At 71.6% G+C, this 22,591-nt stretch carries 21 protein-coding genes; 5 read left to right on the forward strand and 16 right to left on the reverse strand.

Going from position 1 to position 22,591, the window contains the following annotated elements; translation table 11 throughout:
* Nucleotides 1-49: 49 nt before the first annotated feature.
* Complete coding sequence (locus AB0I81_RS28515; RefSeq protein ID WP_360662596.1) at nt 50-700, forward strand: FHA domain-containing protein; 651 nt, start codon at nt 50-52, stop codon at nt 698-700.
* 325 nt (nt 701-1,025) lie between these two features.
* Here the strand turns inward: AB0I81_RS28515 and AB0I81_RS28520 are convergent, their stop codons facing one another.
* A complete protein-coding gene (locus AB0I81_RS28520) occupies nt 1,026-2,438 on the reverse strand; it encodes a family 10 glycosylhydrolase (protein ID WP_360662599.1) in 1,413 nt (470 codons plus the stop codon).
* Nucleotides 2,439-2,642: 204 nt separating this feature from the next.
* Here AB0I81_RS28520 and AB0I81_RS28525 point away from each other — a divergent pair, with 204 nt between their 5' ends.
* Together AB0I81_RS28525 and AB0I81_RS28530 are read left to right on the forward strand one after the other, a co-directional pair.
* On the forward strand, nt 2,643-4,073 hold the full coding sequence (locus AB0I81_RS28525; RefSeq protein WP_360662602.1) for a glycoside hydrolase family 3 N-terminal domain-containing protein: 1,431 nt from the start codon (nt 2,643-2,645) through the stop codon (nt 4,071-4,073).
* A complete protein-coding gene (locus AB0I81_RS28530) occupies nt 4,070-4,930 on the forward strand; it encodes a MurR/RpiR family transcriptional regulator (RefSeq protein ID WP_360662605.1) in 861 nt (286 codons plus the stop codon). Before AB0I81_RS28525 ends, AB0I81_RS28530 begins: the two co-directional genes overlap by 4 nt.
* Nucleotides 4,931-5,008: 78 nt before the next feature.
* Here the strand turns inward: AB0I81_RS28530 and AB0I81_RS28535 are convergent, their stop codons facing one another.
* Genes AB0I81_RS28535 through AB0I81_RS28560 form a run of 6 tightly spaced genes read right to left on the reverse strand, consistent with a single transcriptional unit; the run spans nt 5,009 to nt 11,347 of the window.
* The gene (locus AB0I81_RS28535) at nt 5,009-6,469 is read right to left on the reverse strand and encodes a benzaldehyde dehydrogenase (RefSeq protein WP_360662608.1); all 1,461 of its coding nucleotides are present in this window, start codon (nt 6,467-6,469) and stop codon (nt 5,009-5,011) included.
* Nucleotides 6,470-6,481: 12 nt separating this feature from the next.
* Nucleotides 6,482-8,071 carry a thiamine pyrophosphate-dependent enzyme gene (locus AB0I81_RS28540; RefSeq protein ID WP_360662611.1) on the reverse strand — a complete coding sequence of 530 codons (1,590 nt, stop codon included), beginning with the start codon at nt 8,069-8,071 and terminating at the stop codon, nt 6,482-6,484.
* Between the two features lie 43 nt (nt 8,072-8,114).
* Nucleotides 8,115-8,885: an ABC transporter ATP-binding protein gene (locus AB0I81_RS28545; RefSeq protein WP_360662614.1), complete on the reverse strand. Its 771-nt coding sequence runs from the start codon at nt 8,883-8,885 to the stop codon at nt 8,115-8,117.
* Nucleotides 8,878-9,627 carry an ABC transporter permease gene (locus AB0I81_RS28550; protein WP_360662617.1) on the reverse strand — a complete coding sequence of 250 codons (750 nt, stop codon included), beginning with the start codon at nt 9,625-9,627 and terminating at the stop codon, nt 8,878-8,880. Before AB0I81_RS28550 ends, AB0I81_RS28545 begins: the two co-directional genes overlap by 8 nt.
* A complete protein-coding gene (locus tag AB0I81_RS28555) occupies nt 9,624-10,412 on the reverse strand; it encodes an ABC transporter permease (RefSeq protein WP_360662620.1) in 789 nt (262 codons plus the stop codon). The genes AB0I81_RS28550 and AB0I81_RS28555 overlap by 4 nt, the downstream gene beginning before the upstream one ends.
* Nucleotides 10,409-11,347, reverse strand: a complete 939-nt coding sequence (locus tag AB0I81_RS28560; RefSeq protein ID WP_360662623.1) for an ABC transporter substrate-binding protein — start codon at nt 11,345-11,347, stop codon at nt 10,409-10,411. Before AB0I81_RS28560 ends, AB0I81_RS28555 begins: the two co-directional genes overlap by 4 nt.
* A 102-nt stretch (nt 11,348-11,449) precedes the next feature.
* Here AB0I81_RS28560 and AB0I81_RS28565 point away from each other — a divergent pair, with 102 nt between their 5' ends.
* Together AB0I81_RS28565 and AB0I81_RS28570 are read left to right on the forward strand one after the other, a co-directional pair.
* Nucleotides 11,450-12,220, forward strand: a complete 771-nt coding sequence (locus AB0I81_RS28565) for an IclR family transcriptional regulator C-terminal domain-containing protein (RefSeq protein ID WP_360662626.1) — start codon at nt 11,450-11,452, stop codon at nt 12,218-12,220.
* 113 nt (nt 12,221-12,333) lie between these two features.
* Nucleotides 12,334-14,103, forward strand: a complete 1,770-nt coding sequence (locus AB0I81_RS28570; RefSeq protein ID WP_360662629.1) for an ABC transporter substrate-binding protein — start codon at nt 12,334-12,336, stop codon at nt 14,101-14,103.
* Here the strand turns inward: AB0I81_RS28570 and AB0I81_RS28575 are convergent.
* The 9 genes from AB0I81_RS28575 to purN all read right to left on the reverse strand — a co-directional run bounded on the left by AB0I81_RS28575 (nt 14,071) and on the right by purN (nt 22,569).
* Nucleotides 14,071-14,796: an SDR family oxidoreductase gene (locus AB0I81_RS28575; RefSeq protein WP_360662631.1), complete on the reverse strand. Its 726-nt coding sequence runs from the start codon at nt 14,794-14,796 to the stop codon at nt 14,071-14,073. The genes AB0I81_RS28570 and AB0I81_RS28575 overlap by 33 nt on opposite strands.
* A complete protein-coding gene (locus tag AB0I81_RS28580) occupies nt 14,796-15,629 on the reverse strand; it encodes a polysaccharide deacetylase (RefSeq protein WP_360662634.1) in 834 nt (277 codons plus the stop codon). The genes AB0I81_RS28575 and AB0I81_RS28580 overlap by 1 nt, the downstream gene beginning before the upstream one ends.
* Nucleotides 15,622-16,755: a C45 family peptidase gene (locus tag AB0I81_RS28585; RefSeq protein WP_360662637.1), complete on the reverse strand. Its 1,134-nt coding sequence runs from the start codon at nt 16,753-16,755 to the stop codon at nt 15,622-15,624. Before AB0I81_RS28585 ends, AB0I81_RS28580 begins: the two co-directional genes overlap by 8 nt.
* Before the next feature lie 13 nt (nt 16,756-16,768).
* A complete protein-coding gene (locus AB0I81_RS28590; protein WP_360662640.1) occupies nt 16,769-18,061 on the reverse strand; it encodes an MFS transporter in 1,293 nt (430 codons plus the stop codon).
* 28 nt (nt 18,062-18,089) lie between these two features.
* Nucleotides 18,090-18,824: an SDR family oxidoreductase gene (locus tag AB0I81_RS28595; RefSeq protein WP_360662643.1), complete on the reverse strand. Its 735-nt coding sequence runs from the start codon at nt 18,822-18,824 to the stop codon at nt 18,090-18,092.
* A gap of 231 nt (nt 18,825-19,055) precedes the next feature.
* The gene (locus AB0I81_RS28600; protein ID WP_360662646.1) at nt 19,056-19,907 is read right to left on the reverse strand and encodes a bifunctional methylenetetrahydrofolate dehydrogenase/methenyltetrahydrofolate cyclohydrolase; all 852 of its coding nucleotides are present in this window, start codon (nt 19,905-19,907) and stop codon (nt 19,056-19,058) included.
* A gap of 182 nt (nt 19,908-20,089) precedes the next feature.
* Nucleotides 20,090-20,281, reverse strand: coding sequence for a hypothetical protein (locus tag AB0I81_RS28605; protein ID WP_360662648.1), 192 nt, complete (start codon nt 20,279-20,281; stop codon nt 20,090-20,092).
* A gap of 120 nt (nt 20,282-20,401) precedes the next feature.
* Entirely contained in the window at nt 20,402-21,943 is a 1,542-nt protein-coding gene (purH, locus tag AB0I81_RS28610; protein WP_360662651.1) for a bifunctional phosphoribosylaminoimidazolecarboxamide formyltransferase/IMP cyclohydrolase, read from the reverse strand.
* Nucleotides 21,940-22,569 (reverse strand): phosphoribosylglycinamide formyltransferase, encoded by a 630-nt coding sequence (gene purN / locus AB0I81_RS28615; protein ID WP_360662653.1) that lies wholly within the window; start codon nt 22,567-22,569, stop codon nt 21,940-21,942. Before purN ends, purH begins: the two co-directional genes overlap by 4 nt.
* Nucleotides 22,570-22,591: the final 22 nt, after the last annotated feature.

The following is a 22,591-nucleotide window of genomic DNA, read 5'->3' on the forward strand; positions in this document are numbered from 1 at the left end:
GCCGGAGCTGTAGTAATAGTTACGGCGGGCTACCTGGGGAGGAACTGCCGTGGAGGGGCCGTTCATACGCATCGAGGACACTGGCGAGGTGGTCCCGTTGCGCCCCGAGATCACGACGGTCGGAAGGGGCCGGGGTGTTGACATCCGGCTCACCGATCCGAGCGTGTCTCGACTCCATGCCGAGTTCGTCAGACGAGGACCCTACCTGTATGTCGTGGACCTGGGCTTGTCCAGGAACGGCACACGGGTGAACGGCAGGCCGATCGCCCGGAGGGTTCTTGACGACGGCGACGTCGTCTCCTTCGGCGCGGCGCGGGGTCGAATCGGTGGAGTCCCCCGAGAGGACTTCACCCCCGAGGTCGAGTTGCGCAGGGCGGCGGCACCCGAGCTGACCAGGCGCGAGGTCGATGTGCTGACCTCGCTCTGCAGGCCGGCGCTGTCAGATGAGGCGTTCGTCGCTCCGGCGACGGCACGCGAGATCGCCGACGACCTGGTCGTGACCGAGGCCGCGGTCAAGCAGCATCTGCTGCGGCTCTACCAGAAGTTCCGGATTCCCGAGGGCACCAACCGGCGTACACGGCTGGCCAATGAGGTCGTCGCGCTCGGTCTGGTCCGTCCGACCCCTGTGGTTCCGCCACAGCGGTCGTCGGGGACCACCACTGCCGAGCAACCATCGGCGGCTGGGCGCAGGGCTTCTTAGGGACTGGATCGCGACCGGGGCTTCGGCGAGGGGTTCCGGCAGCGTCGGAACCTGAGCGTCCGCCGTGCCCCGCGAGGGGCACGGGATCGAGCAGCGGCGCACATCCGTGTCCCGCCAGGGGCGCGGATTCGAGCAGCGGCGCACGTCCGAGGGCGAGCGCCGGGCTCGTCGCCGGTCAGGAATTGGCCGGCGACGCGCGCAGGCGCAGCACGCTCTCAGGTGATCTGGGTGGGCGGCACCCTCACCAGATCACCTGACCTGCGATCTGGCTTCCGTTCGGATCGCTCAAAAGCCGATAAAAGCCGATGAAGGCCGATGAAGCCGGTCAGATCACTCGGAAGCCGTTGCTCGGCTTGCTCGTGCGGTTGGCCCGGTCCACTGCCACGGCGTAGTAGTGGTGGCCGCGTCTGCCGTCGGGGTCGGTCCAGCGGATCTGCCGGTCGCCGGGCACCACCGCGACGAGGTTGCGCGCGTCGGCGAACGCGCCCGAGCCCGCGTGCCGGTCGAAGCGGAAGATCGCGAACTGGAACGGCTCGTCCCTGCCCGTCGCCACCGCCCGTACCTCGACGCCCCCGTGGCGGCGCAGCGCGTACGCCACGACCGGCCGCGCGGGCGCGCGTCCGCCGGCCAGCCTGGGCAGCACGGGAGCGAGCGCCGGCCGCTGGTAGTGGTCGTTGACCGCGGTCGAGATGGAGCCGATCCTGTCCACCTTGACGTCGTTGGCGTTGTACCAGATGTCGCCGCCGATCTCGGGGTGTTCGCGGTTGAGCGTCAGGTGCCTGGACAACTCGCCGGGAACCTGCCACTCGGCCGCCTGCGCGGGATCGCCCGCCTTGTACGCGGCCTGCCCGATCCACAACAACGTGCCGGTGCCCTTGGCCACGTCCGACCACCACGGCACGAGCTTGGAGTAGTCGGCCGGCGGCTGCCCGATGTACCAGTAGAGCTGCGGCGCGATGTAGTCCAGCCAGCCCTTCTTGACCCAGCCGCGGGTGTCGGCGTGCAGGTTGTCGTAGGACTGGCCGCCGCTGGTCTCGGAGCCGAGCGGGTCACTGGCCCGATTGCGCCAGATGCCGGACGGGCTGATGCCCCAGGCGATCTCCGGCTTGGCGGCGAGCACCCGCTGCTGCATCTCCTGCACCATCAGGTCCACGTTGTTGCGCCGCCAGGCGGCCAGGTCGGGGAAGCCGGCGCCGTATTTGGCGAACTCCTCGGCGTCGTCGAAGGCCGTGGTGTTGGTCGGGTAGAAGTAGTCGTCGAAGTGCAGGCCGTCGATGTCGTAGCGGGTGATCGCGTCCATCATCGCGTCCTGGCAGAACTTGCGTACCTCGGGCATGCCCGGGTTGTAGTAGAGCTTGCCGCCGAACGGCAGGATCCAGTCGGGGTGCTTGCGGCCGGGGTGCTCGGGGTGCAGCTTGGCCGGATCGTCCTGCATCGAGACGCGGTACGGGTTGAACCACGCGTGGAAGGCCAGCCCGCGCTTGTGCGTCTCCGCCACCGCGAAGCCCAGCGGGTCGTAGCCGGGATCCTGGCCCTGCGTACCGGTCAGATACTGCGACCACGGCTCGTACGGCGACGGCCAGAACGCGTCGGCGGTCGGCCTGATCTGCACGAACACCGAGTTGAGCTTGCGCTGCACGGCCACGTCCAGCCAGGCGAGATACTCGGCCTTCTGCTCGTCGGCGCTCAGCCCCGGCTTGGACGGCCAGTTGATGTTGACGACGGACGCGATCCACATGCCGCGCATCTGCCGTAAAGGCTGTACATAGCCGCTTTGTGCGAAGGCCGGTAGCGGGACGGCGGAGGCGGCGGCTGCGAGGGCGAGACCCTTCAGGAGAGTCCTTCTGTCGGGCATGGGGGGTGGCCTCCCGGAAGTGGTTGTGTCGAGGCCGACGATGACAGAAAATTACTTTCAGATCAACAACTGTGAAGGAAAATGCCGATGAGCCGTGACCTGTGCAGACTGGCGATGACGGTGCTGCATCCGGGGTTCGAGGGGACCTCCGCCCCCGACTGGTTGCGCCGGGCGCTGGGCGAGGGTCTCGGCGGCGTGGTGCTGTTCGCCCGCAACGCCCCCGGCGGGCGGCTGGTGGCGGAGATCCGCGCCGAGAGCCCCGGTACGGTCGTCGCCGTCGACGAGGAGGGCGGGGTGGTGACCCGGCTGGAGGTGATGGCCGGCAGCTCCTTCCCCGGCAACCGGGCCCTCGGCGTGGTGGACGACGTGGAACTCACCGAGCAGGTGGGCCGCCAGATCGGCAGGATGCTCGCGGAGGCGGACATCACGCTCGACTACGCGCCCTCCGCCGACGTGAACGCCAACCCGGCCAACCCGGTGATCGGCGTGCGCTCCTTCGGCCCTGCTCCCGACCTGGTGTCCCGCCACACCACCGCCTACGTCTCAGGGGTGCAGGGGGCGGGCGTGGCCGCCTGCGCCAAACACTTCCCCGGCCACGGGGACACCGTCACCGACTCCCACCTGTCGCTGCCGACCGTGCACGCCTCGCGTGAGCTGCTCGCCGAGCGCGACCTGCCGCCGTTCCGCGCCGCGATCGACGCAGGGGTGCGTTCGATCATGTCCGGCCACCTGCTCGTGCCCGCTCTCGATCCGTCGATGCCCGCGACGCTCAGCCGTACCGTCATGACCGAACTCCTGAGGGGCGAGCTCGGTTTCGACGGGATGCTGGTCACCGACGCGATCGAGATGCGGGCCGTGGCCGCCATGTTCACCCCCGGAGAGATCGCGGTACGCGCGCTCGCCGCGGGCGTGGACGCCATCTGCCTCGGGCTGACCGATGAGGACGGCCTGCGCGAGATCATCGAGACGGTCGTGGCCGCCGTGCGCGAGGGCAGGCTGCCCGAGGAGCGGCTGGCCGAGGCGGCGGCGCGGGTGCACGCGCTGTCCACCTGGTACGCCGCCCAATCCGTCCTTCGCGAGCAGGTCCGCCACGACGTGGACGAGAGCGCGGGCCTGCGGGCCGCCCGCGCCGCGCTGACCACCACCGGCACCGCCGCGCTGGACCGCGGCCCGCTGGTCGTCGAGGTCAACACCCGGCTCAACCAGGCCGTGGACCCCTCGGTGCCGACCGGTCTGGCCGCCGCGCTGACCGCCCTGCTGCCGAACACGGCCAGGGTGCGGATGGAGCAGGAGGGCGAGCTGCCGGAGTTCGGGGACCGGCCGGTCGTGCTCGTGGTGCACGACGCCGCCAGGCACGCCTGGGTACGCGACACCGTGGCCAAGGCCATCGCGGTGCGGCCCGACGTGATCGTGGTGGACACCGGCATCCCCGCGGCGCCCGAGGGCGCGACGCACGTCGCCACGCACGGCATCTCCAGGGTGTCGGCGCAGGCGGCGGCGGAATGGCTGGTGGCATGAGCGCGGAGCCCGCGAACCCGGTCGCGGCCGTACGCGCCGTGCTGCCCTCCCTGACCCCGGCGGCGCAGTCCATCGCCCGCCTGATCCTGGACGACCCCGGGCTGGTGGTGCGCAGCACGATCACCGAGTTCAGCGCGGTGTCGGGGACGAGCGAGGCGACGATCGTCCGCACGTCGCGGGCGCTCGGCTTCTCCGGCTACTCGCAACTGCGCTTCGCGCTGGCCGCGGCCGTGGCCAAGGAGCCCGAGCGGCTGGTGCCCGGCGACATCGCGCCCGACGACCCGCTGACCGACGTGATCGCCAAGGTGGCGCGGGCCCAGACCGAGGCGCTGTCCGACACCGGCGCGCAACTCGACCCCGACCGGCTCGGCGCGGTCGTGGCGGCGATCTCGGATGCGCGGCGGGTGGACGTGTACGGGGTGGCGGCCTCCGGGCTGGTGGCGGCCGACATGTCGCAGAAACTGCTGCGGATCGGGCTGTCCTGCCATCCGTTCAGCGACGCCCACATGGCGCTGACCAGCGCTGCGCTGCTGGGCGAAGGCGACGTGGTGGTGGCGATCAGCTGCAGCGGGGAGACGCCCGACGTGCTGGTGCCCGCCCGTACGGCGGCCGAGGCGGGGGCGCTGATCGTGGCGATCACCAACAACCCGCGCTCGTCGCTGGCCGGGCTGGCGCACCACACGCTGGTCTCGGCGGGCCGCGAGACGGCGTTCCGGCCTGGGGCGCTGGCCAGCCGGATCAGCCAGTTGCTGATCGTGGACTGCATCTTCGTGGGGCTGGCGCAGCGCCGCTACGACTCGGCGGACGCCGCCATCCGCGCGACGAGGGAGGCCACCGACCGTTACCGCAACCGGTGACCACCCGCGCGGCCCGGGCCGCCGCCGCAACCGGTGACCACCCACGAGGCCACCGGCCGCCGCCGCAACAGGAGCCGGCTAGAACGGGTAGGCGGCGATGTCGCCCTGCATCGTGACCCACTGGGTCTCGGTGAAGGCGTCCACGTTGGCGCCGGTGCCGCCGAAGCGCGTGCCGGTCCCCGAGGCTCCCATGCCGCCGAACGGGGCCACGGCCTCGTCGTCCACCGTCTGGTCGTTGATGTGCACGATGCCCGTCGGCACCAGGTCCGCCAGGGCGAGGCCCTTCATCACGTCCCTGGTCAGGATGCCCAGCGACAGGCCGTACTCCGAGTCGGCGGCCAGCGCCGCCGCCTCCTCCAGCGTGCCGAACGTCGTCACGGGCGCGACGGGCCCGAACACCTCCTCCGCGTACGCCGGCGCGCCCACCGGCACCTGCGCCAGCACCGTCGGCCGGTAGAACAGCTCCTCGTACGTCCCGCCGGCCGCCAGCCGCGCCCCCGCCGACACGCTGCCGGTGACCAGCCGGTGCACCCGGTCGCGCTGCCCGGCGTCGATGAGCGGGCCGAGCGCGACCTGCCCGGTGGCCGGGTCGCCGACCGGCAGTCCCGTGGCCTTGGCGGCCAGGCGCTCGACGTACTCCTCCGCCACGGCCTCGTGCACCAGGTGCCGGCCCGTGGTCATGCAGATCTGCCCCTGGTGGAAGAACGACGCCCACGCGCCCGCCGACGCCGCCGCGTCGAGGTCGGCGTCGTCGAAGACCACGAGCGCCGAGTTGCCGCCCAGCTCCAGGTGCACCCGCTTGAGCGAACGAGCCGCCGCCTCGCCGACCCTGCGGCCCGCCGCCGTGGAGCCGGTGAAGGAGATGACCGGGATGTTGGGATCGGCGACCAGGGCCTGACCAGCCTCCGGGCCGCCGGGCAACACGTGCAGCAGGCCGCCGGGCAGGCCCGCCTCCTCGAAGACACGCGCGATGGCGTACCCGCCGCAGACGGCGGTGCGCTGGTCCGGCTTGAACACCACGGCGTTGCCCAGCGCCAGGGCCGGGGCGACGGACCTGATGCCGAGAATGAGGGGGAAGTTGAACGGCGCGATCACGCCCACGACGCCGACCGGCAGCCGCCGCGCGAAGCTGAGCCTCTTGCGCGCGGTGGGCAGCACCTCGCCGAGCGGCTGCGAGGCCAGCGCCGCCGCCTCGTAACACTCCTGCGCCGCCACGTGCGTCTCGAAGCCCGCCTTGCCCGGCACGCCGCCCGACTCACGCACGATCCAGTCCTGGATCTCCTGGGCGTGCTCCTCGAACAGCCGGCCGGCCCGCCGCAGCAGGGCGGCCCGCTCCTCGTACGGGGTCGCGGCCCAGGCCCGCTGCTCCTGCCGGGCCCGTACGGCGGCCGCCGCCACGTCCTCGGGGCCCGCGACGCCCGCGCGGCCCAGTTCGGCGCCCGTCGCGGGTTCGACGACGGGGGCGTCGCCGGCTCGCGAGGCCGTCCAGCCGCCGTCGAAGATCGATCCGGTCCAGATCTTGGGGTCAAGGAACGTCATGATGAAGCCTCCTCAGGGCTGGAACTCCGAATCCACGCTCACCGTCACGTCGAGCAGCAGGGGGCCCTCGCGGGTGGCGAGCAGGGGCATGACCTCGTCGAGCGTCGTCGTCAGGGCGTCATGGGACTCGATCCGCACGGCGGGGCAGCCGAGCGACCTGGCCAGGGCGCCCATGTCCACCTCCGTGAACGGCGGCCAGGGCGCCTTTCCGCCGCCGTGCCGGTCGGCCAGCCGGTCCATGACCGCGTACCGGCCGTTGGCGAGCACCACGAACAGCGCGCCCACCCGGTAGTGGGTGGCGCTCCACAGGGCGTGCAGGCCGTACAGCGCCGATCCGTCGCCCACCACGGCGACGACGGGACGGCCGGGCAGCGCCATCCGCAGGCCCACGGCGGCGGGGACGGCGAACCCGAGCCCGCCCATGGCCGCCGAGATGAAGCCCAGCGAGGTTCTGGCGGGTACGAGCCGGTGCAGGTCGGGGCGGGAGGAGGGGGTCTCCTCGATGAGGGCGGCGTCGCGCGGAAGCCTGCGGGCCAGCTCACCCAGCACATCCACGGGCCGCAGCGGCCCACCCGCGTAGGGCTCGTAGCCCGTCACGCGACTCCACACGCCGTCGTTTGCCCGGGTGGGGAGGAGGGCGGTCAGGCGGGTGCAGACGGCTTGCGGGGAGGCGAGGTAGGCCAGGTCGGCCGGGCTGCGGTGTGCCTGCGAAGGGTCGTCGGTGACCAGCGCGACGACGGTGCCGGGCGGCACCAGCGGGCCCGGCGCGTACGGGTACTGCCGGAAGACCGGCGCACCCACCACCAGCACCACGTCGGCGTCCCGCAGCCGATCCCGCAGCCTCGCCCGGTCGGCGGGCAGCACCCCGCCGTACTGCGGATGGTCCTGCGGGAATCCGGCACGCGCGCCGAACGACTCCTGGAACACCGGGCACGCCAGCCGCTCGGCCAGCGCCACGAGCGCGTCCCACCCGTCGCCCACGCCCGCGCCCGCCACGATCGCCGGCCTGCGCGCCCGCCCCAGCAGCTCGACCAGCGGCGCCAGGTCGTCGTCGGTCACGGTGGAGGGCCGCACGAGCCGGGTGGGCGCGGCGAGCGTCTCCTCTTCCCAGGGCGCGTCCCAGTCGTCCATCGGCACCACGACCAGCGCGGGCCCCCGGTGCGTGCCCGCCTCGTGAAAGGCCCTGGCCACCGCGCCCGGCACGTCCTGCGCACGTACCGGCTGGTCCACCCGCACCGGATAGTCCCCCGCCAGCCCGTCCAGCCGCCCGGCCAGGAACGGCTCCAGTGCCAGGTGCCGCCGGTCCTGCTGGCCCACGAGGACGACCAGCGGCACCCGGTTCTCCCTGGCGGTGGCCAGGGCGCCGACGGCGTTGCCCAGCCCGGCGGTGGTGTGCAGGACGGCCAGCGCCGGGGCCTCGCGCCCGATCGCCCACCCGGTGGCCATGCCGACCACGGAGCCCTCGTGCAGGGCCAGCACGAAGCGCAGGTCGTCCGGCAGGCCGGTGAGCAGCGACACCTCGGTGGAGCCCGGGTTGCCGAAGATCGTGGTCAGCCCGTAACGGCGCAGCACGCCGAAAACGGCGTCCTTGACGGTGCTCACCGTGTCCCCCTCGTGCGCCGGATCTGGCGGTGCTTGACGGTGCTCACCGTGCTCCCCTCGCGCGCTGGATCTGGCGGTAGACGTGGCCGCGCAGCTCGCCGAAGCGGGGCAGCGAGCGCGTCGTGAGCTGGTCGCGGTCGGGCGGCAGGTCGATCTTCAGGTCCTCCATGACCGTGGTGGGCGAGGAGGACAACACGACGACGCGCTGTCCGAGGTAGACGGCCTCGTCGATGTCGTGGGTGACGAACAGCGTGGTCACGCCCAGGTCCCGCCACAACCGCAGGATCAGGTCCTCCAGGTCCGCCCTGGTCTGGGCGTCCACGGCGGCGAACGGCTCGTCCATCAGCAACACCTGCGGCTCGTACGCGACCGCCCTGGCGATCGCCACCCGCTGCTGCATGCCGCCGGACAACTGCCACGGATGCGCGTCCGCGGCATCGCTGAGCCCGACCGCGTGCAGGGACTCGCCCACCAGCGCGCGCCGCCGCTCGGCCGGGACCCGCTTCTCCTTCAGCGGCAGCTCGACGTTCTGGCGCACGGTCATCCACGGGAACAGGCTGCGGCCGTACTCCTGGAAGACCACGGCCATGCGCGGCGGCGGCCCGGTCACCGGCACGCCGGCCACCCGCACCTCGCCCCCGGTGGCCGGCAGCAGCCCCGCCACGCAGCGCAGCAGCGTGGTCTTGCCGCACCCGGACGGGCCGACGACGCAGACCAGCTCGCCCGCGCCGACCTCGAACGTGATCGAGCCGATCGCCTCGACCCGGCGTCCCGGGCTCACATAGACCTTGTGCAACGCGGAGATCTCAAGCACGGGCGGCTCCACTGCCGTAGTACCAGGACAACACCCGCCGTTCCAGGCGGCGGAAGAGCAGCGACAGGCCCAGGCCCAGCAGGCCGAGCAGGAGGATGCCGCTCCACATCTCGGCGATCTGGAACTGCCGCTGGAACAGCACGATCGTGAAGCCCAGGCCGCTGGAGCTGGCGAACATCTCGCTGATGACCATGAGGATGATCCCGATGGACAACGCCTGCCGCAGCCCGGTCATGATCTGCGGGCTCGCGCCGCGCAGCACGAACCGCCGCATCCTGGACGCGCCGCGCACGCCGTACATGCGGCAGGTGTCGGCGAGGACCTCGTCCAGCGCGCGTACGCCCTCGACGGTGTTGAGCAGGATCGGCCAGACGCAGCCCGAGACGATGACCAGCACCTTCATCGGGGTGTCGATGCCGGCCAGCAACATGATCAGCGGCACCAGCACGGGCGGCGGGATCGCCCTGAAGAACTCCAGGACCGGCTCCAGCGTGGCGCGCAACCGCCGCGACAGCCCGATCGGCACGCCCAGGCCCACGCCCAGCACCCCGGCCAGGGCGTAGCCCGCCAGCAGGCGGCCGACGCTGGGCAGCACGTCGTCCACCAACCGCGCGGAGAACCAGGTCTCGGCGAAGGCCCGCCCGACGGCGGCCGGTCCGGGCAGGTAGAAGACGCTGCCGCTGACCACCCACCAGAGCAGGACGAGCAGGGCGGGCAGGGCCAGCAGCCTGACGGCCCTCATGTGGCCACCTCCGAGCGCACGGCCGGGTGCCAGGCCAGGACGCGGCGTTCGAGCAGCCGCACGGCCGCGTTCACCGCGATGCCGACCAGCCCCGCCAGCACGATCAGCGCGTACACCGACGGCACCGCGCCGCTGCTCTGCGCCACCTGGATCTCGGCGCCCAGCCCGGGACTGCCGATGACCAGTTCGGCCGTCACCGCCAGGATGAACGCCACCGCCGCCGCCAGCCGCAGCCCGGTCATGACGTACGGCAGCGCGGTCGGCCACACCAGATGCCTGACCCGCGACCAGGCCGACAAGCCGTAGGACCTGGCGGTGTCGAAGGCCACCGAGTCCACGGCCGCCACGCCGTACAGGACCTGGATGAGCACCTGCCAGAACGACGCGTAGACCACCAGCATCAGCGTGGAGCCGAGCGACGGCCCGAACAGCAGCGTGGCCAGCGGCACCAGCGCGACCGACGGGATGGGACGCAGGAACTCGACGGTCGAGTTCGTCAGCGTGCGCAGCCCCGGCACGATGCCGATGATCACGCCGGTCACGACCGCCGCGCAGAACGCCAGCGCCAGGCCGAGCGCCCAGCCGCGCATGGTCTCGGCCAGCGCGATCCACAACTCCGGGGTGCGCAGTTGCCCGGCCAGCGTGGTGAGGATCTCGGAGGCGGGCGGCAGGAAACGCTCGTCCACCAGGCCGAGCCGGGGCACGGCCTCGGTCAGGAGCAGCAGGCCGCCGAGCCCGGCGGCGCCGTACCCCAGTCGGGCGAGAGTGCCGTCGCCCCGGGTCACGGCACCAGCGCCGACACGTCGATCTTCTGCTTGAGTATCCCGTCGGACAGCGCCAGGTCGGCGACGGTCTGCACGGACGCCTTGTTCACCTCGACCGGCCATTTCGGCAGGTAGATCTTGGCGATCACCTCAGGCGCGATCTTGGTGTACGTCTTCAGCACCTCGCGCACCTCGTCGGGATGCGTGTCGGCGTACTCCAGCGACTTGCGCATCGCCGCCGTGAACCGCCCGGTCAGGTCGGCGTCGGCCTTGCCGGTGGTGAAGTACATGGCCACGGTCAGGTCGGGGGCGGCGTCGGCGAAGTTCCAGGCCACGGGGCGGGCGCCCTGGCTGATGGCCTGGCTGACGAACGGCTCGACCACCCAGATGGCGTCCACCTGGCCGCCCTGCAGGGCGGCGGGGGCGTCGGGGAAGGGCAGTTCGACGAACTCGATGCCGGTCGGGTCGCCGCCGCCGTTGCGTACGGAGGCCCGTACGGTCGTGTCGCCGATGTTCTTGAGCTGGTTGACCGAGATCTTCTTGCCCGCCAGGTCCTTGGCCGACTTGATCGGGCTGTCCGGCTTGACCAGCACCGCGCTGAAGTCCTTGCCCTGCTCGCCGGTGGAGGAGACGCCGTTGGCGACCACCTTCACGTCCAGCCCCTGCTGTTTGGCGGTCAGCAGCGAGGTGGTGTTGGCGAAGGCGAACTGGAACTGCCCGCTCACCGCGCCGGAGATGGCCGCCGCGCCGCCCGCGACGGGGGTGATGGTGAGATCGATCTTCTGCTCGGTGAAGAAGCCCTTGGCCTTGCCGAGATGGATCGGAGCGGTGTCGACGATGGCGATCACTCCGGCGTTGACCTTGGACATGTCCGAGCCCTGGCTGGGCGCCGCGCTCTGCGTGCCGCCGCAGGCGGTCACGAGACAGGCGGCGAGGATCAGGGGAGCGCGACGCACGGCTGGCCTCTTTCTGTTCGCTATGCGCACAGGTATTCTCTGACCGAACAACCCCGTATCGCGGAAGCTACGCTTTTGTCGGCATCTGTCAAGGGGATCACCATGGTCGATCATGTGCAGTCGCTCGCCCGGGGGCTCGCGGTGATCCGGGCGTTCAGCGCCGCGGAGCCCGAGCTGACGCTCAGCCAGGTGGCCCGCGCGACCGGGCTCAGCAGGGCGGCGGCCAGGCGGTTCCTGCTCACGCTCGCCGACCTCGGCTACGTGCGCAGCGACGGCCGGCTGTTCTCGCTCACGCCCCGGGTGCTGGAGCTGGGTTACGCCTACCTGTCCGGCCTCTCCCTGCCGGAGGTGGCCGATCCGCACCTGGAACGGCTGGCCGCCGAGGTGCGCGAGTCGGCCTCGGTGGCGGTGCTCGACGGCGAGGACGTGGTGTACGTGGCGCGGGTGGCCACGGCCAGGATCATGCGGGTCTCGATCAGCATCGGCACCCGGTTCCCTGCCTACTGCACCTCAATGGGGCGGGTGCTGCTGGCCGCGCTGCCGGGCGAGGCTCTGGAGACGTACCTGGAGCGGGCCGCGCTGCGGCGGCTCACCTCGCGCACGATCGTGTTGCCCGCGGCGCTGCGGGCGGAGCTCGCGGAGGTGCGCGGGCGCGGGTGGGCGATGGTGGACCAGGAGTTGGAGGAGGGGTTGCGGTCGATCGCCGCGCCGATCAGGGACCGCACGGGGCGGACGGTGGCGGCGGTGAACGTCTCGACGCACGCGACCCGTACGAGCCTGCAGGCCGTCAGGCGCGACCTGCTGCCGCCGCTGCTGGCCACGGCCGGCAAGATCGAGGCGGACCTGGCCTCGCTGAACACCGCCCGCGCCTGACCGTTTCCGCACAGAGGCGGACCTGGCCTCACTGAACACCGCCCGCGCCTGACCGCTTCCGCACAGTTTCCGCACAGTGGCACTGTCCGCTGTGTGCCCGGTATCGTCACAAAATGGGGAAACGTCTGGAAGCCGAGCCCGCGTTTCGTGCCAGGCTCACGGTGGAGGCCGGTCGGCGCGTGCTCACCGGCGCCGGCGAGTTCTTCGCGAGCAACCGCGCGCTCGTCGGCCACGCCAAGCGGGCCGCCGGTGGGACGACCCTGCGTTACTACTGGCGGGGCGCCGACCGCGACCTCTACCGGGTGACCATCGAGAGTCACGACACCGAGCGCGGGCCGGTGACCGGGCTGGAGGCGCAGCGGTGCGCGGCGCCCTGGGGGCTGACCCAGCGCGAGCACGAGGTGCTGACGTGCGTGGCGGTCGGCATGACGAATCCGGAGACGGCCGCCCGGGTGGGCTGCGGGACCCGAACCGTGGCCACGCACGTCGAGAACGTGCTGGCCAAGCTGGAGGCGCCGACCCGGGCCGCGGCGGCGGCGCTGGCCGTGGCCGAGCAGGCGCTGCTGGCGCCGTTCGCCGAGCCCGGCGGAGAGCCACTCGCCGCGTCCGGCGGGCAGCCGCTCGCCGAGCCCGACGGACAGGCGGGCAGGCGGCGGGCCGTGTGGAAGGGCTTTTCGCGGGGTGAGGCGCGGCGGCGGCCCATCCGGCTGGGGGCGATCTACCCGCTCGAAGGGTCGCGCAGGTTCGACGCCCAGGCCATGCGGCGCGGGGCGGCCATCGCCGTGGACGAGCTGAACGCCAGGGGCGGCGTGGCCGGGCGGCGCGTCGACCACCTGGCCATCGAGATCTCCGGCGACACCGACGACGACCTGCTGCGGGCGGTGGACTACCTGCGCTCGCACGACGTGGACGCCATCACGCTGGGCAACGTCAGCCCGCGTTACCACCTCGGGGCGATCACCAGGGCCGCCGAGTACCGGGCGCCGCTCCTGCACTCCATGGTCGCTCCCTCCATCGCGGAGCTCGTCCACGACAATCCCGGCGTCCTGGGGCAGACGTTCCAGGTGTGCGCGACAGAGACCGCCTACTTGTCCGGATTTATCAGGACTTTGGATCTGCTGACGCAGTCCGGGCAGTGGCGGCCGGGCAACCGGCGGGTGGTGGCGGTGGTGCGCGAGGACGGGTTCGGCGCGGAGCAGGCCCAAGGGCTGGACGCACTGGCCGCGGCCCACGGCTGGCGGCTCGCGGCCATGGTGCCGGTACCCGACACGGGCGTCGCCTGGCCCGCCGTCGTAGCGGCGCTGCGGGCCGAGGACCCCGCCGCCGTGCTGGTGTGCACCTACATCGAGGACGAACTGCGCGCCTTCCTGCGCGAGTTGCGCGGCAGCGGCCTGCGCTCGCAGGTCTACACGGTGTGGACGCCCACCATCCCCCGCTTCGGGGAGCGGATGGAGGGGCTGGCGGAAGGGCTGCTGTGGTCCACCGTGATCGGCACGTACGGGGATCCGCTGAGCGCCAGGTTCATCGAGCGCTACCGGCGCGCGTACGGGGACGAGCCGGGCAGCGGCAGCGCGGCCATCCACTACGACATGATCCACATGCTGGCCGGGGCCTGGGCCACCGTGGGCCGGCCGTGGGACTTCGGCGCGGTGGTGCGGTCGTTGCGCGAGAGCGTGCACCGGGGAGCGGCGGGGCCGTACTACTTCGGCGGGCGCGGCCAGCGGGCCCTGGCCTACCCCGACGACACCTCCGACGCCTCCCTCGCGCACGCCCACCTCGTTTACCAGGTGCAGGACGGCAGAAGCCGGGTCATCGCGCCCGTCGAGCTGTCCCACCACCGGTTCCGGCCGCTACGAGTCCAGCCAGGAGGGCATGCCGGGTGAGCCGAGGCCCGCGCCGCCGTCCGCCGCCAGGACGTGCCCGTTGACCCAGGCCGACTCCGGCGAGCACAACCAGAGCAGGCTGGGCACGATGTCGTCCGGCGTGCCCGGCCGACCGGCAGGACTGGCCGCCCGGACGGCTTCGACGTACTCGCCGGGTATGGGGTTCAGCGTGGACCCGACGTCCACGAAGCCCGGCGCGACCGCGTTGACGCGCACCCCCAGCGGGCCGAGCTCCAGCGCCAATCCCCTGGTCACGGCCTCCAGTGCCGCCTTCGATGCCGCGTAGACGACGGTGCCGGGGCGGGGGCGGAGCGCTCCTCCCGTGCTGGTGAACACGACGGAGGCCGGGCGGGCGTGCCGTACGCACAACTCGGCCAGCGCCGTCGCGGCCATCAGCGCCGAGCGCGTGTTGACCGCCATCACCGTGTCGAACAGCTCTTCCGTGCTCTCCAGCGCGCGCCGCGCCGGGAACAGCCCGGCCACGTGCAGCAGCGCGTCCAGCGGCCCGTACGACTCCCACGCCCGCAGCACCATCGCCCGCGCCGCGCCCGGCTCGGCGAGGTCCGTCCTGAGGTCCATGTTTCCCGTGGAACAAGGCGAATCCGCCGTCACCACCTCGTGGCCCGCCGCCGTCAGCGCCGCCGCCGTGGCCGAGCCGATCCCGCCGCCCGCGCCGATGACCAGCGCGCGCATCAGGCGGCCGGCCCGCGGAAGTCGCGGGCGACGTCCAGGCAGGTACGGAAGGCCAGCGGACGCTCCAGGCAGGCGTCGAGGAACCGTTCGAGCCCCAGCAAACGATGCCCGCGCCCGATGACCTGCGGATGGAACGTCAGCACGCACACCCCGCCCGGCTCGTCGCGCACCATGTAGTCCACGTCGTCGAGGAAGTTGCGGAACACGGCGGCGGGCTCGCGCAACCCCGGCAGGACGGCGGTGTCCAGCCGCAGGTACTCGAACTGCGGGTAGTCGTCCAGCGTCCACGACACGGGCAGTTCGACCAGCGAGGTGGGCTCGCCGAACCGGTACGGGCCGTCCAGGGCGGCCACGTCGCCGCGCCTGGCGTAGTAGGGGGTGTAGTCGGTGGCCATCAGGCTGGAGTCGTACTCGATGCCCAGCTCCAGCAGCACGTCCACGGTCGAGATGGTGAAGTCCCAGCTCGGCGTGCGGTTGCCGCGGGGCTCGTAGCCGGTGACCCTGACGATGGAGTCGCGGGCCCGTACGGCCGCCGCCGTCTCACCGGCCCGGTCCAGCTTGGAGACCGGCTCGTGGACGTACCCGTGCAGCGCGATCTCGTGGCCCGCCTCCGCGATGGCGGCGCACTCGGCGGGATAGGTGTCCACGGTGTGCCCGGGGACGAAGAACGTCGCGGTGATGTCCCGCTCGCGCAACATGCGCAGGATGCGCGGCACCGCGTGCGCCCCGAACTCGCCCCGCGAGACCGGCCCCGGCGAGGTCATCCCGCGCGCCAGCCAGAGCGAGATCGCGTCGAAGTCGAACGTCAGGCAGATCGTCGAGCGGTCAGGCATGATCCTCCTCGATGGGGAAGCAGATCTCCGGTTCCGCGCCGGGCGTGAACAGCTCGGCCAGGCGCCAGCGCTCGTACGGGCGCTCGCAGGGCGGATGGGCGGCGATGGACAACTCGCGCGCGTCCAGGTCCATCACCACGGAGTAGACGGACGAGACTTGCTCGTCCTTGCCCACGTCGGGGTCCACGTGGCGGCAGATGCCGTCGGGGTGGGAGTAGTGGTCGCGCAGGGTCCTGACGATGTCGGCCGGCTCCAGCGTCCCGGCCGCGGCGGCGTCCTCCAGCAGGTGCCTGGCGCGGGTGGGCCGCAGCAGGGTCAGCGCCGAGGTGGCGGCCTTCCTGTCCACCAGCGGCAGCGGGCACTGGAAGTGGTTGGAGTGGGTGATCAGCCCGTCCTGCGGCAGCAGCGTGCCGAACACCTCCGGCGCCACCTCCAGGTCGATCGCCTCGCCCCCGGCGTCGGCGATGAGCAAGTTGCCGGAGGAGATCCGCGGCACGTCCAGCACCCTGCGGTGCGCCTTGCTCATCGTGCGCGACTGCAGCACCCCGCGCAGCAGATAGTGGTACGGCACTCCGGCGCCGCCCTTGTCGCGGTCGGAGACCAGCAGGTTCGCGCACACGCCCAGGCCCGCCGAGTTCAGCCCCGACTTGGCCAGCATGCCGGCCTCGGCCAGCGTGAGCACCGCGAAACCCTCGGTGTCCCTGGTGGCCAGCAGGAACGTCACCGGGCCCTGCTCGGGGTGCCAGTCCCAGTTCTGGGCCAGCAGCGTGTGGCCCGACCTGGTGTGTTTGGGGAGCACGGCGACCGAGGTGCAGCCCTCGTCGCGGTAGCCGGTGCCGTACAACATCTCGGTGCGGGCGTTCAGCGCGGTGATGTGCTCGACGGGCCGGCCCGCGCCGGCCGCGAGCCCCTCCAGCATGGCGGCGATGTCCGCGTCGTACCCTCGGGCCACGTCGAGGTAGGTCGCGCCCCAGCGCAGCACGTCCGCGTCCGACAGCCCGGCCTGGTCGCGGAAGCGCCGCAGGTAGGTCTCCAGGCTGCGCGCGACCAGCTCGCTCGTGCGGCGGCCCAGCTCGGCGCCCATCTCCTCGTACGTGCCCTCGACCGCGATCAGCGGCGGATTCATGACATACCTCCGTTCACCGCAGACTCCTATGGGCGCTCTCCCTCATGCCGATCACCACGGAGAGCGTGACCGCCGCGGACACGATCGGCAGCAGGGCCGTCGCCATCCCCGAGCCGGTGAGCTGCACCAGGCCCGTGGCGATGAACGGCGCCGTGCCGCCGAAGGCCATGACCGCGAAGTTGTATCCGATGGACATCGTCGAATAGCGCAGCTTGGTCGGGAAGAGCTCCGACAGCGCGGCAGGACCGGGACCCGAGAACATCGCCAGGATCACCCCGATCACGATCTGCCCCACGTACACGCCCGCCACGCCGCCGTTCTGGATGAGCGCCATGACCGGCCAGCTCAGCACCAGGAAGCCGACCGCGGCGGTGATCAGCAGCGGCTTGCGGCCGACCCGGTCGGACAGCGCGCCGAACGCGGCGATGCACACGGTCAGCGTCACCAGGCCGACCAGGTTCGAGACGCGCGCCACGCCCTCCTCCACGCCCGCCACGTCGGTCAGCCAGGTCGGCAGATAGGTGAGGAAGAAGAAGTAGGCGACCGTCCACAACATGGTGAAGCCGAAGCCGCGGGCGATGCCGGGGAACTGGGTGCGCAGGCCCTCCCTCAGCGGGCTCTTCGCGGTCGTGCCCTTGGCCTGCTCCTCGGTGAACGCGGGGGTCTCCGCCAGGCCGTACCGCAGCCAGAGCGCCGCCACGGCGGTGAGCGCCGACAGCAGGAACGGCACCCGCCAGGCCCACTCCATGACCTGCTGATCGGTGAAGATCGTGTTGTTCAGCGCCACGACGCCGGACGCCAGCAGGAACCCGGCCGCCGTCGAGACCTGGTTGAAGCTGCCGAAGAAGCCGCGCCTGCTCGCGGGGGCGTACTCGACCAGGAACGCCGCAGAACCCGCCCACTCGCCCGCCACCGAGAAGCCCTGCACCATGCGCAGGATCACCAGCAGCAGCGGGGCCAGGACGCCGATGCTCTCGTACGTCGGCAGCAGGCCGATCAGGGTCGTGGCCGCGCCCATCATGAGCACGCTGACGACCAGCGCGATCCGGCGGCCGAACTTGTCGCCGACGTGGCCGAACGTGATCGCGCCCAGCGGGCGCATCAGGAAGCCGACGGCGAACACGCCGAAGGTGTACAGGGTGCCGATGAGGCCGTCCGACTCGGGGAAGAACAGTTTGCCCAGCGTGGCCGCCGTGTAGGCGTACACCAGGTTGTCGTAGTTCTCCATGACGTTGCCGAAGCTGCCCGCGACCACGGCGCGGAGCTTCGATCCCGCCGCCGTGGCCTTCTCTGTCGTGGCGCTCATCGCGACCTCTCACTCTTGGGGGGCTGGTTCATGACGCCGTGTATCCGCCGTCCACCGGCAGCAGCACGCCCGTCACGAACGACGCCGCGGGTGCGGCGAGGTAACAGACGGCCGCCGCCACGTCGGCCGGGTCGCCCGGACGGCCCATCGGGGCGCGCTCCACGCGCGGGCGCAGTTGCTCGTCGGACAGCGTCTGGAGCAGCGGGGTGACGAACACGCCCGGCAGGACGCTGTTGACGCGGATGCCTCTGGGAGCCAGTTCCACCGCGGCGGTCCTGGTCAGCATGTGCAGGCCGGCCTTGCTGACCTGGTAGGCGACCGAGGAGGGGGCCGCGGGCGGGGGCGGCGGCGGGATCTGGCCGTAGATGGAGCCGATGTTGACGACGGCTGCGTTCCGGCTGGCGGTCAGGTCCGCGATGAACGTGCGGATGCCGGTCCACGGGGCCCACAGGTTGGTCCGCAGGATGCGGTCCCAGTCGTCGTCCGTGGTGTCCAGCAGGTCCTTGCGGGTGCTGACGCCGGCGTTGTTGACCAGGATGTCCAGGCGGCCGTGCGTGGCGCGGACCTTGGCGGCCAGGTCGTCCCAGGAGTCGCGGTCCCGGACGTCGAGCGGGTGGTAGAGCGTGTTGGCGGGGTTGTGCTCGCGGTCGCGCAGGTCACCGTAGACGACGTGCGCGCCGGCGGCGGCCAGGCCGTCCACGATAGCGGCGCCGAGACCTGAGGCGCCGCCGGTGACGACGGCCACCAGTCCGTCCAACTGCATAGAGACCTCCTCGGGGCCTGCCCGATGCGCATATGCGCTGGCAGAGCCCTCGAGGACCATCCTGGGACGGCGGCAGGGAGTAGACCTCCGTCAAATGACGGAGGCGCGTCCCACATAAAACGCCCGGCGGCTGATTTTGCAGGCGCTCGGGGGTTTCGGCTCGGGTTTGAGAAGGTGTCCGGCGGCTACTTTTCCTGGCGTTCGGCGGCTACGTGCGCAGACGTTCGGCGGTTACTTTTCCTGGCGTTCGGCGGCTTCCACGACGTTGGACAGGAGCAGGGCGCGGGTCATCGGGCCGACGCCGCCCGGGTTGGGCGTGAGGTGTCCGGCGACCTCCTCGACGTCCAGCGCCACGTCTCCGGCGATCTTGCCGTTGACGCGGGAGACGCCCACGTCGAGCACGGCCGCGCCGGGCTTGACCATGTCACGCGTGATGAGCTCGGGCACCCCGGCCGCCGCCACCACGATGTCGGCGCGGCGCACGTGGGAGGCCAGGTCCTGGGTGCCGGTGTGGCAGAGGGTCACGGTCGCGTTCTCGCTGCGGCGGGTCAGCAGCAGGCCCAGCGAGCGGCCCACCGTGATACCCCGGCCCACCACCACGACCTCCGCGCCCTTGATCGGCACGCCGTACTCCTGAAGGAGCAGCACGATGCCGTGCGGGGTGCAGGGCAGCGGGGCGTCCATCATGTGCACCAGGCGGCCGAGGTTGATCGGGTGCAGGCCGTCGGCGTCCTTGGCCGGGTCGATGCGTTCGAGCAGGGCCATCGTGTCGAGCTGCCTGGGCAGCGGGAGCTGCACGATGTAGCCGGTGCACGCCGGTGAGGCGTTGAGCTCGTCGATGGCCGCCTCGACGTCGGCCTGGCCGGCGGTCGCGGGCAGGTCGACGCGGATGGAGGCGATGCCCACCTCCGCGCAGTCACGATGTTTGCCGGCGACGTAGATCTGGCTGCCGGGGTCGTCGCCCACGAGCACGGTGCCCAGGCCCGGCGTTATGCCGCGTTCCTTGAGCGCGGCCACCCGCTTCGTGAGGTCTGCCTTCATCTTCGCGGCGGTCGCCTTGCCATCGAGTTTCACTGCGCTCATGCGGCAATCCTTGCATGCCCGCCCCGATTCTCCGTACCGGGCCACGGCCGCCCGGAGGTCTCCGGATCACCGAGACCGGATCGTCACCACCTTCGCCCGGTTATCCACAGAGCGCAGGCAGCTGCCTTGAGTTATCCACAGCCTGCCGCTGACATCGTTGTCATAGGCGGCCGTTCAGCGGGTCAGTACGCCCGGTCACGCTCGGCGGCGGCCTGGGCCTCGCGGCGCTCGATGATGCGGCGGGTGTAGGGGATGACCTCTACGGCGCGAATGCCGAGGTAGGCACCGATGAAGGCGAGGACCAGGAGCACGAAGGGGCTGGTGGCCAGGCCGTTCATGGTGACGAAAGCGTGCAGGATCGCGTCGAGCGCCATAGGGGAACTCCGGGGGAAGGGGAAGCGGGATGGAGTCAGGGTAGCCCGGTTCCGGGAGTGCTCGCGGCGAAATGGGATAAAGGGCGACACAGATGACCATGTCGCCCCTTATTTCCTGATTTAGTGGAAGAAGTGGCGGGTGCCGGTGAAGTAGAGGCTGATGCCGGCCTTCTGGGCGGCCTCGATCACCAGCTCGTCCTTGACCGAGCCGCCGGGCTCCACGATCGCGCGCACGCCGGCCTCCGCCAGCACCTCCAGCCCGTCGGGGAAGGGGAAGAAGGCGTCCGAGGCCGCCACGGCGCCGGCCACCCGCTCCCCCGCCCTGGTGATCGCCAGGCGGCACGAGTCGACCCGGTTGACCTGCCCCATGCCCACGCCCACGGTCGCACCGCCGCTGGCCAGCAGGATGGCGTTGGACTTCACCGAGCGGCAGGCGCGCCAGGCGAACTCCAGGTCCGCCAGCACCTCGGGTGAGACGGCCGCGCCGGTCTTGAGCTCCCACCGCTCCGCCGAGTCGCCGGGCGCGTCGGCGCGGTCCACGGTCTGCACCAGCAGGCCGCCCGAGACCTTGCGGAACTCGGTGGGCTCCGACGGGCCCCGGGAGCACAGCAGCAGGCGCAGGCTCTTCTTGCCGCGCAGCACCTCAAGCGCCGCCTCGTCGTAGGCGGGCGCGATGACGACCTCGGTGAACACGTCGAAGATCTGCCTGGCCAGCTCCTCCGTGACCGTGCGGTTGACCGCGATCACGCCGCCGTACGCAGAGACCGGGTCGCAGGCGTGCGCCTTGCGGTGGGCGTCGGCCACGTCGGCGCCGATGGCGATGCCGCACGGGTTCTGGTGCTTGATGATGGCCGCGCAGGGCTCGGCGAAGTCCCAGGCGGCCCGCCAGGCGGCGTCGGCGTCCAGGTAGTTGTTGTAGGACATCTCCTTGCCGTGCAACTGCTCGGCGCTCGCCAGCCCGTCCGTGCCGCCCGTGTAGATCGCCGCGCTCTGGTGCGGGTTCTCGCCGTAGCGCAGCGTGGCCTTGCGCTGGTACGTCGCCCCCGTGAACTCGGGGAACTCACCCTCGCCCGTGTCCGAGCCGGCGAACCAGTTCGCCACGGCCACGTCGTAGGAGGCCGTGTGCGCGTACGCGATGCCCGCCAGCCGCCTGCGCTCGGCCAGCGTGAAGCCGCCCGCGGCCAGCGCGTCGCGCACGTCGCCGTAGGCGCTCGGGTCCACCACGACCGCGCAGGTGTTGTGGTTCTTGGCGGCGCTCCTGATCATGGCGGGGCCGCCGATGTCGATCTGCTCGACGCACTCCTCGGCGGAGGCGCCGGAGGCCACCGTCTGCTGGAACGGATACAGGTTCACCACCACGAGCTGGAACGGGTCGATCTCCAGCTCGTCGAGCTGGGCCACGTGGTGCGGCTTGGTGACGTCGGCCAGCAGCCCGGCGTGCACCCGCGGGTGCAGTGTCTTGACCCGCCCGTCCAGGCACTCGGGGAAGCCGGTGAGCTGCTCCACCTTCATCACCGGGATGCCGAAGGAGGAGATCGCGGCGGCCGTGCCACCGGTCGAGACGATCTCCACGCCGGCGCCGTCGAGGGCTCTGGCCAGCTCTTCGAGCCCGGACTTGTCGTAAACAGCGATCAGCGCGCGCCGGATGGCGAAGCGAGTCACGTGGATTCCCCTCCTGTGTGGTTACCGATTCGGACAAAGCGCCCGCTGGTCGTCCAGCCCTCGCGGACCATCCGGCCGACGGTCTCGACGAGCAGGCGCCGCTCGGCCACCTTGATGCGCTCGTGCAGGACCGCCTCGTCGTCGTCAGGCAGCACGGGCACCGCCTCCTGCGCCACGATGGGCCCCGAGTCGACGCCCTCGTCGGCCAGCATGACCGTGCAGCCGGTCACCTTGACCCCGTGGGCCAGCGCGTCCCGCACGCCGTGCGCGCCGGGGAACGACGGCAGCAGCGCGGGGTGGGTGTTCAGCAGGGGGAACGCGTTGAGCGTCGGCGTACCCAAAATTTTCATGAAGCCCGCGGACACGACCAGGTCGGGCTCGTACGACGCGATCTTGGCCGCGATGGCGGCGTCCCACTCCGCTCGTGTCGGGTAATCGCGCAGTTTTTCCACAAAAATCGGGATATCTGCCTTGGTCGCCCTGACCAGCCCTTCTATCCCATCCCTGTCCGCGCCCACCGCGATCACGCGAGCCCCGTACGAGGGGTCGGCAGAAGCGTCCAGCAGGGCCTGTAGGTTGGTTCCAGAGCCGGAGACGAGGACGACGAGCCGCCCAGCCTTAGACACACACACTCCAATGAGGAAACAG

Origin of the sequence: Nonomuraea sp. NPDC050404, assembly GCF_040655495.1 — a bacterium.
In the GTDB taxonomy this organism is placed as follows: Bacteria; Actinomycetota; Actinomycetes; order Streptosporangiales; family Streptosporangiaceae; genus Nonomuraea.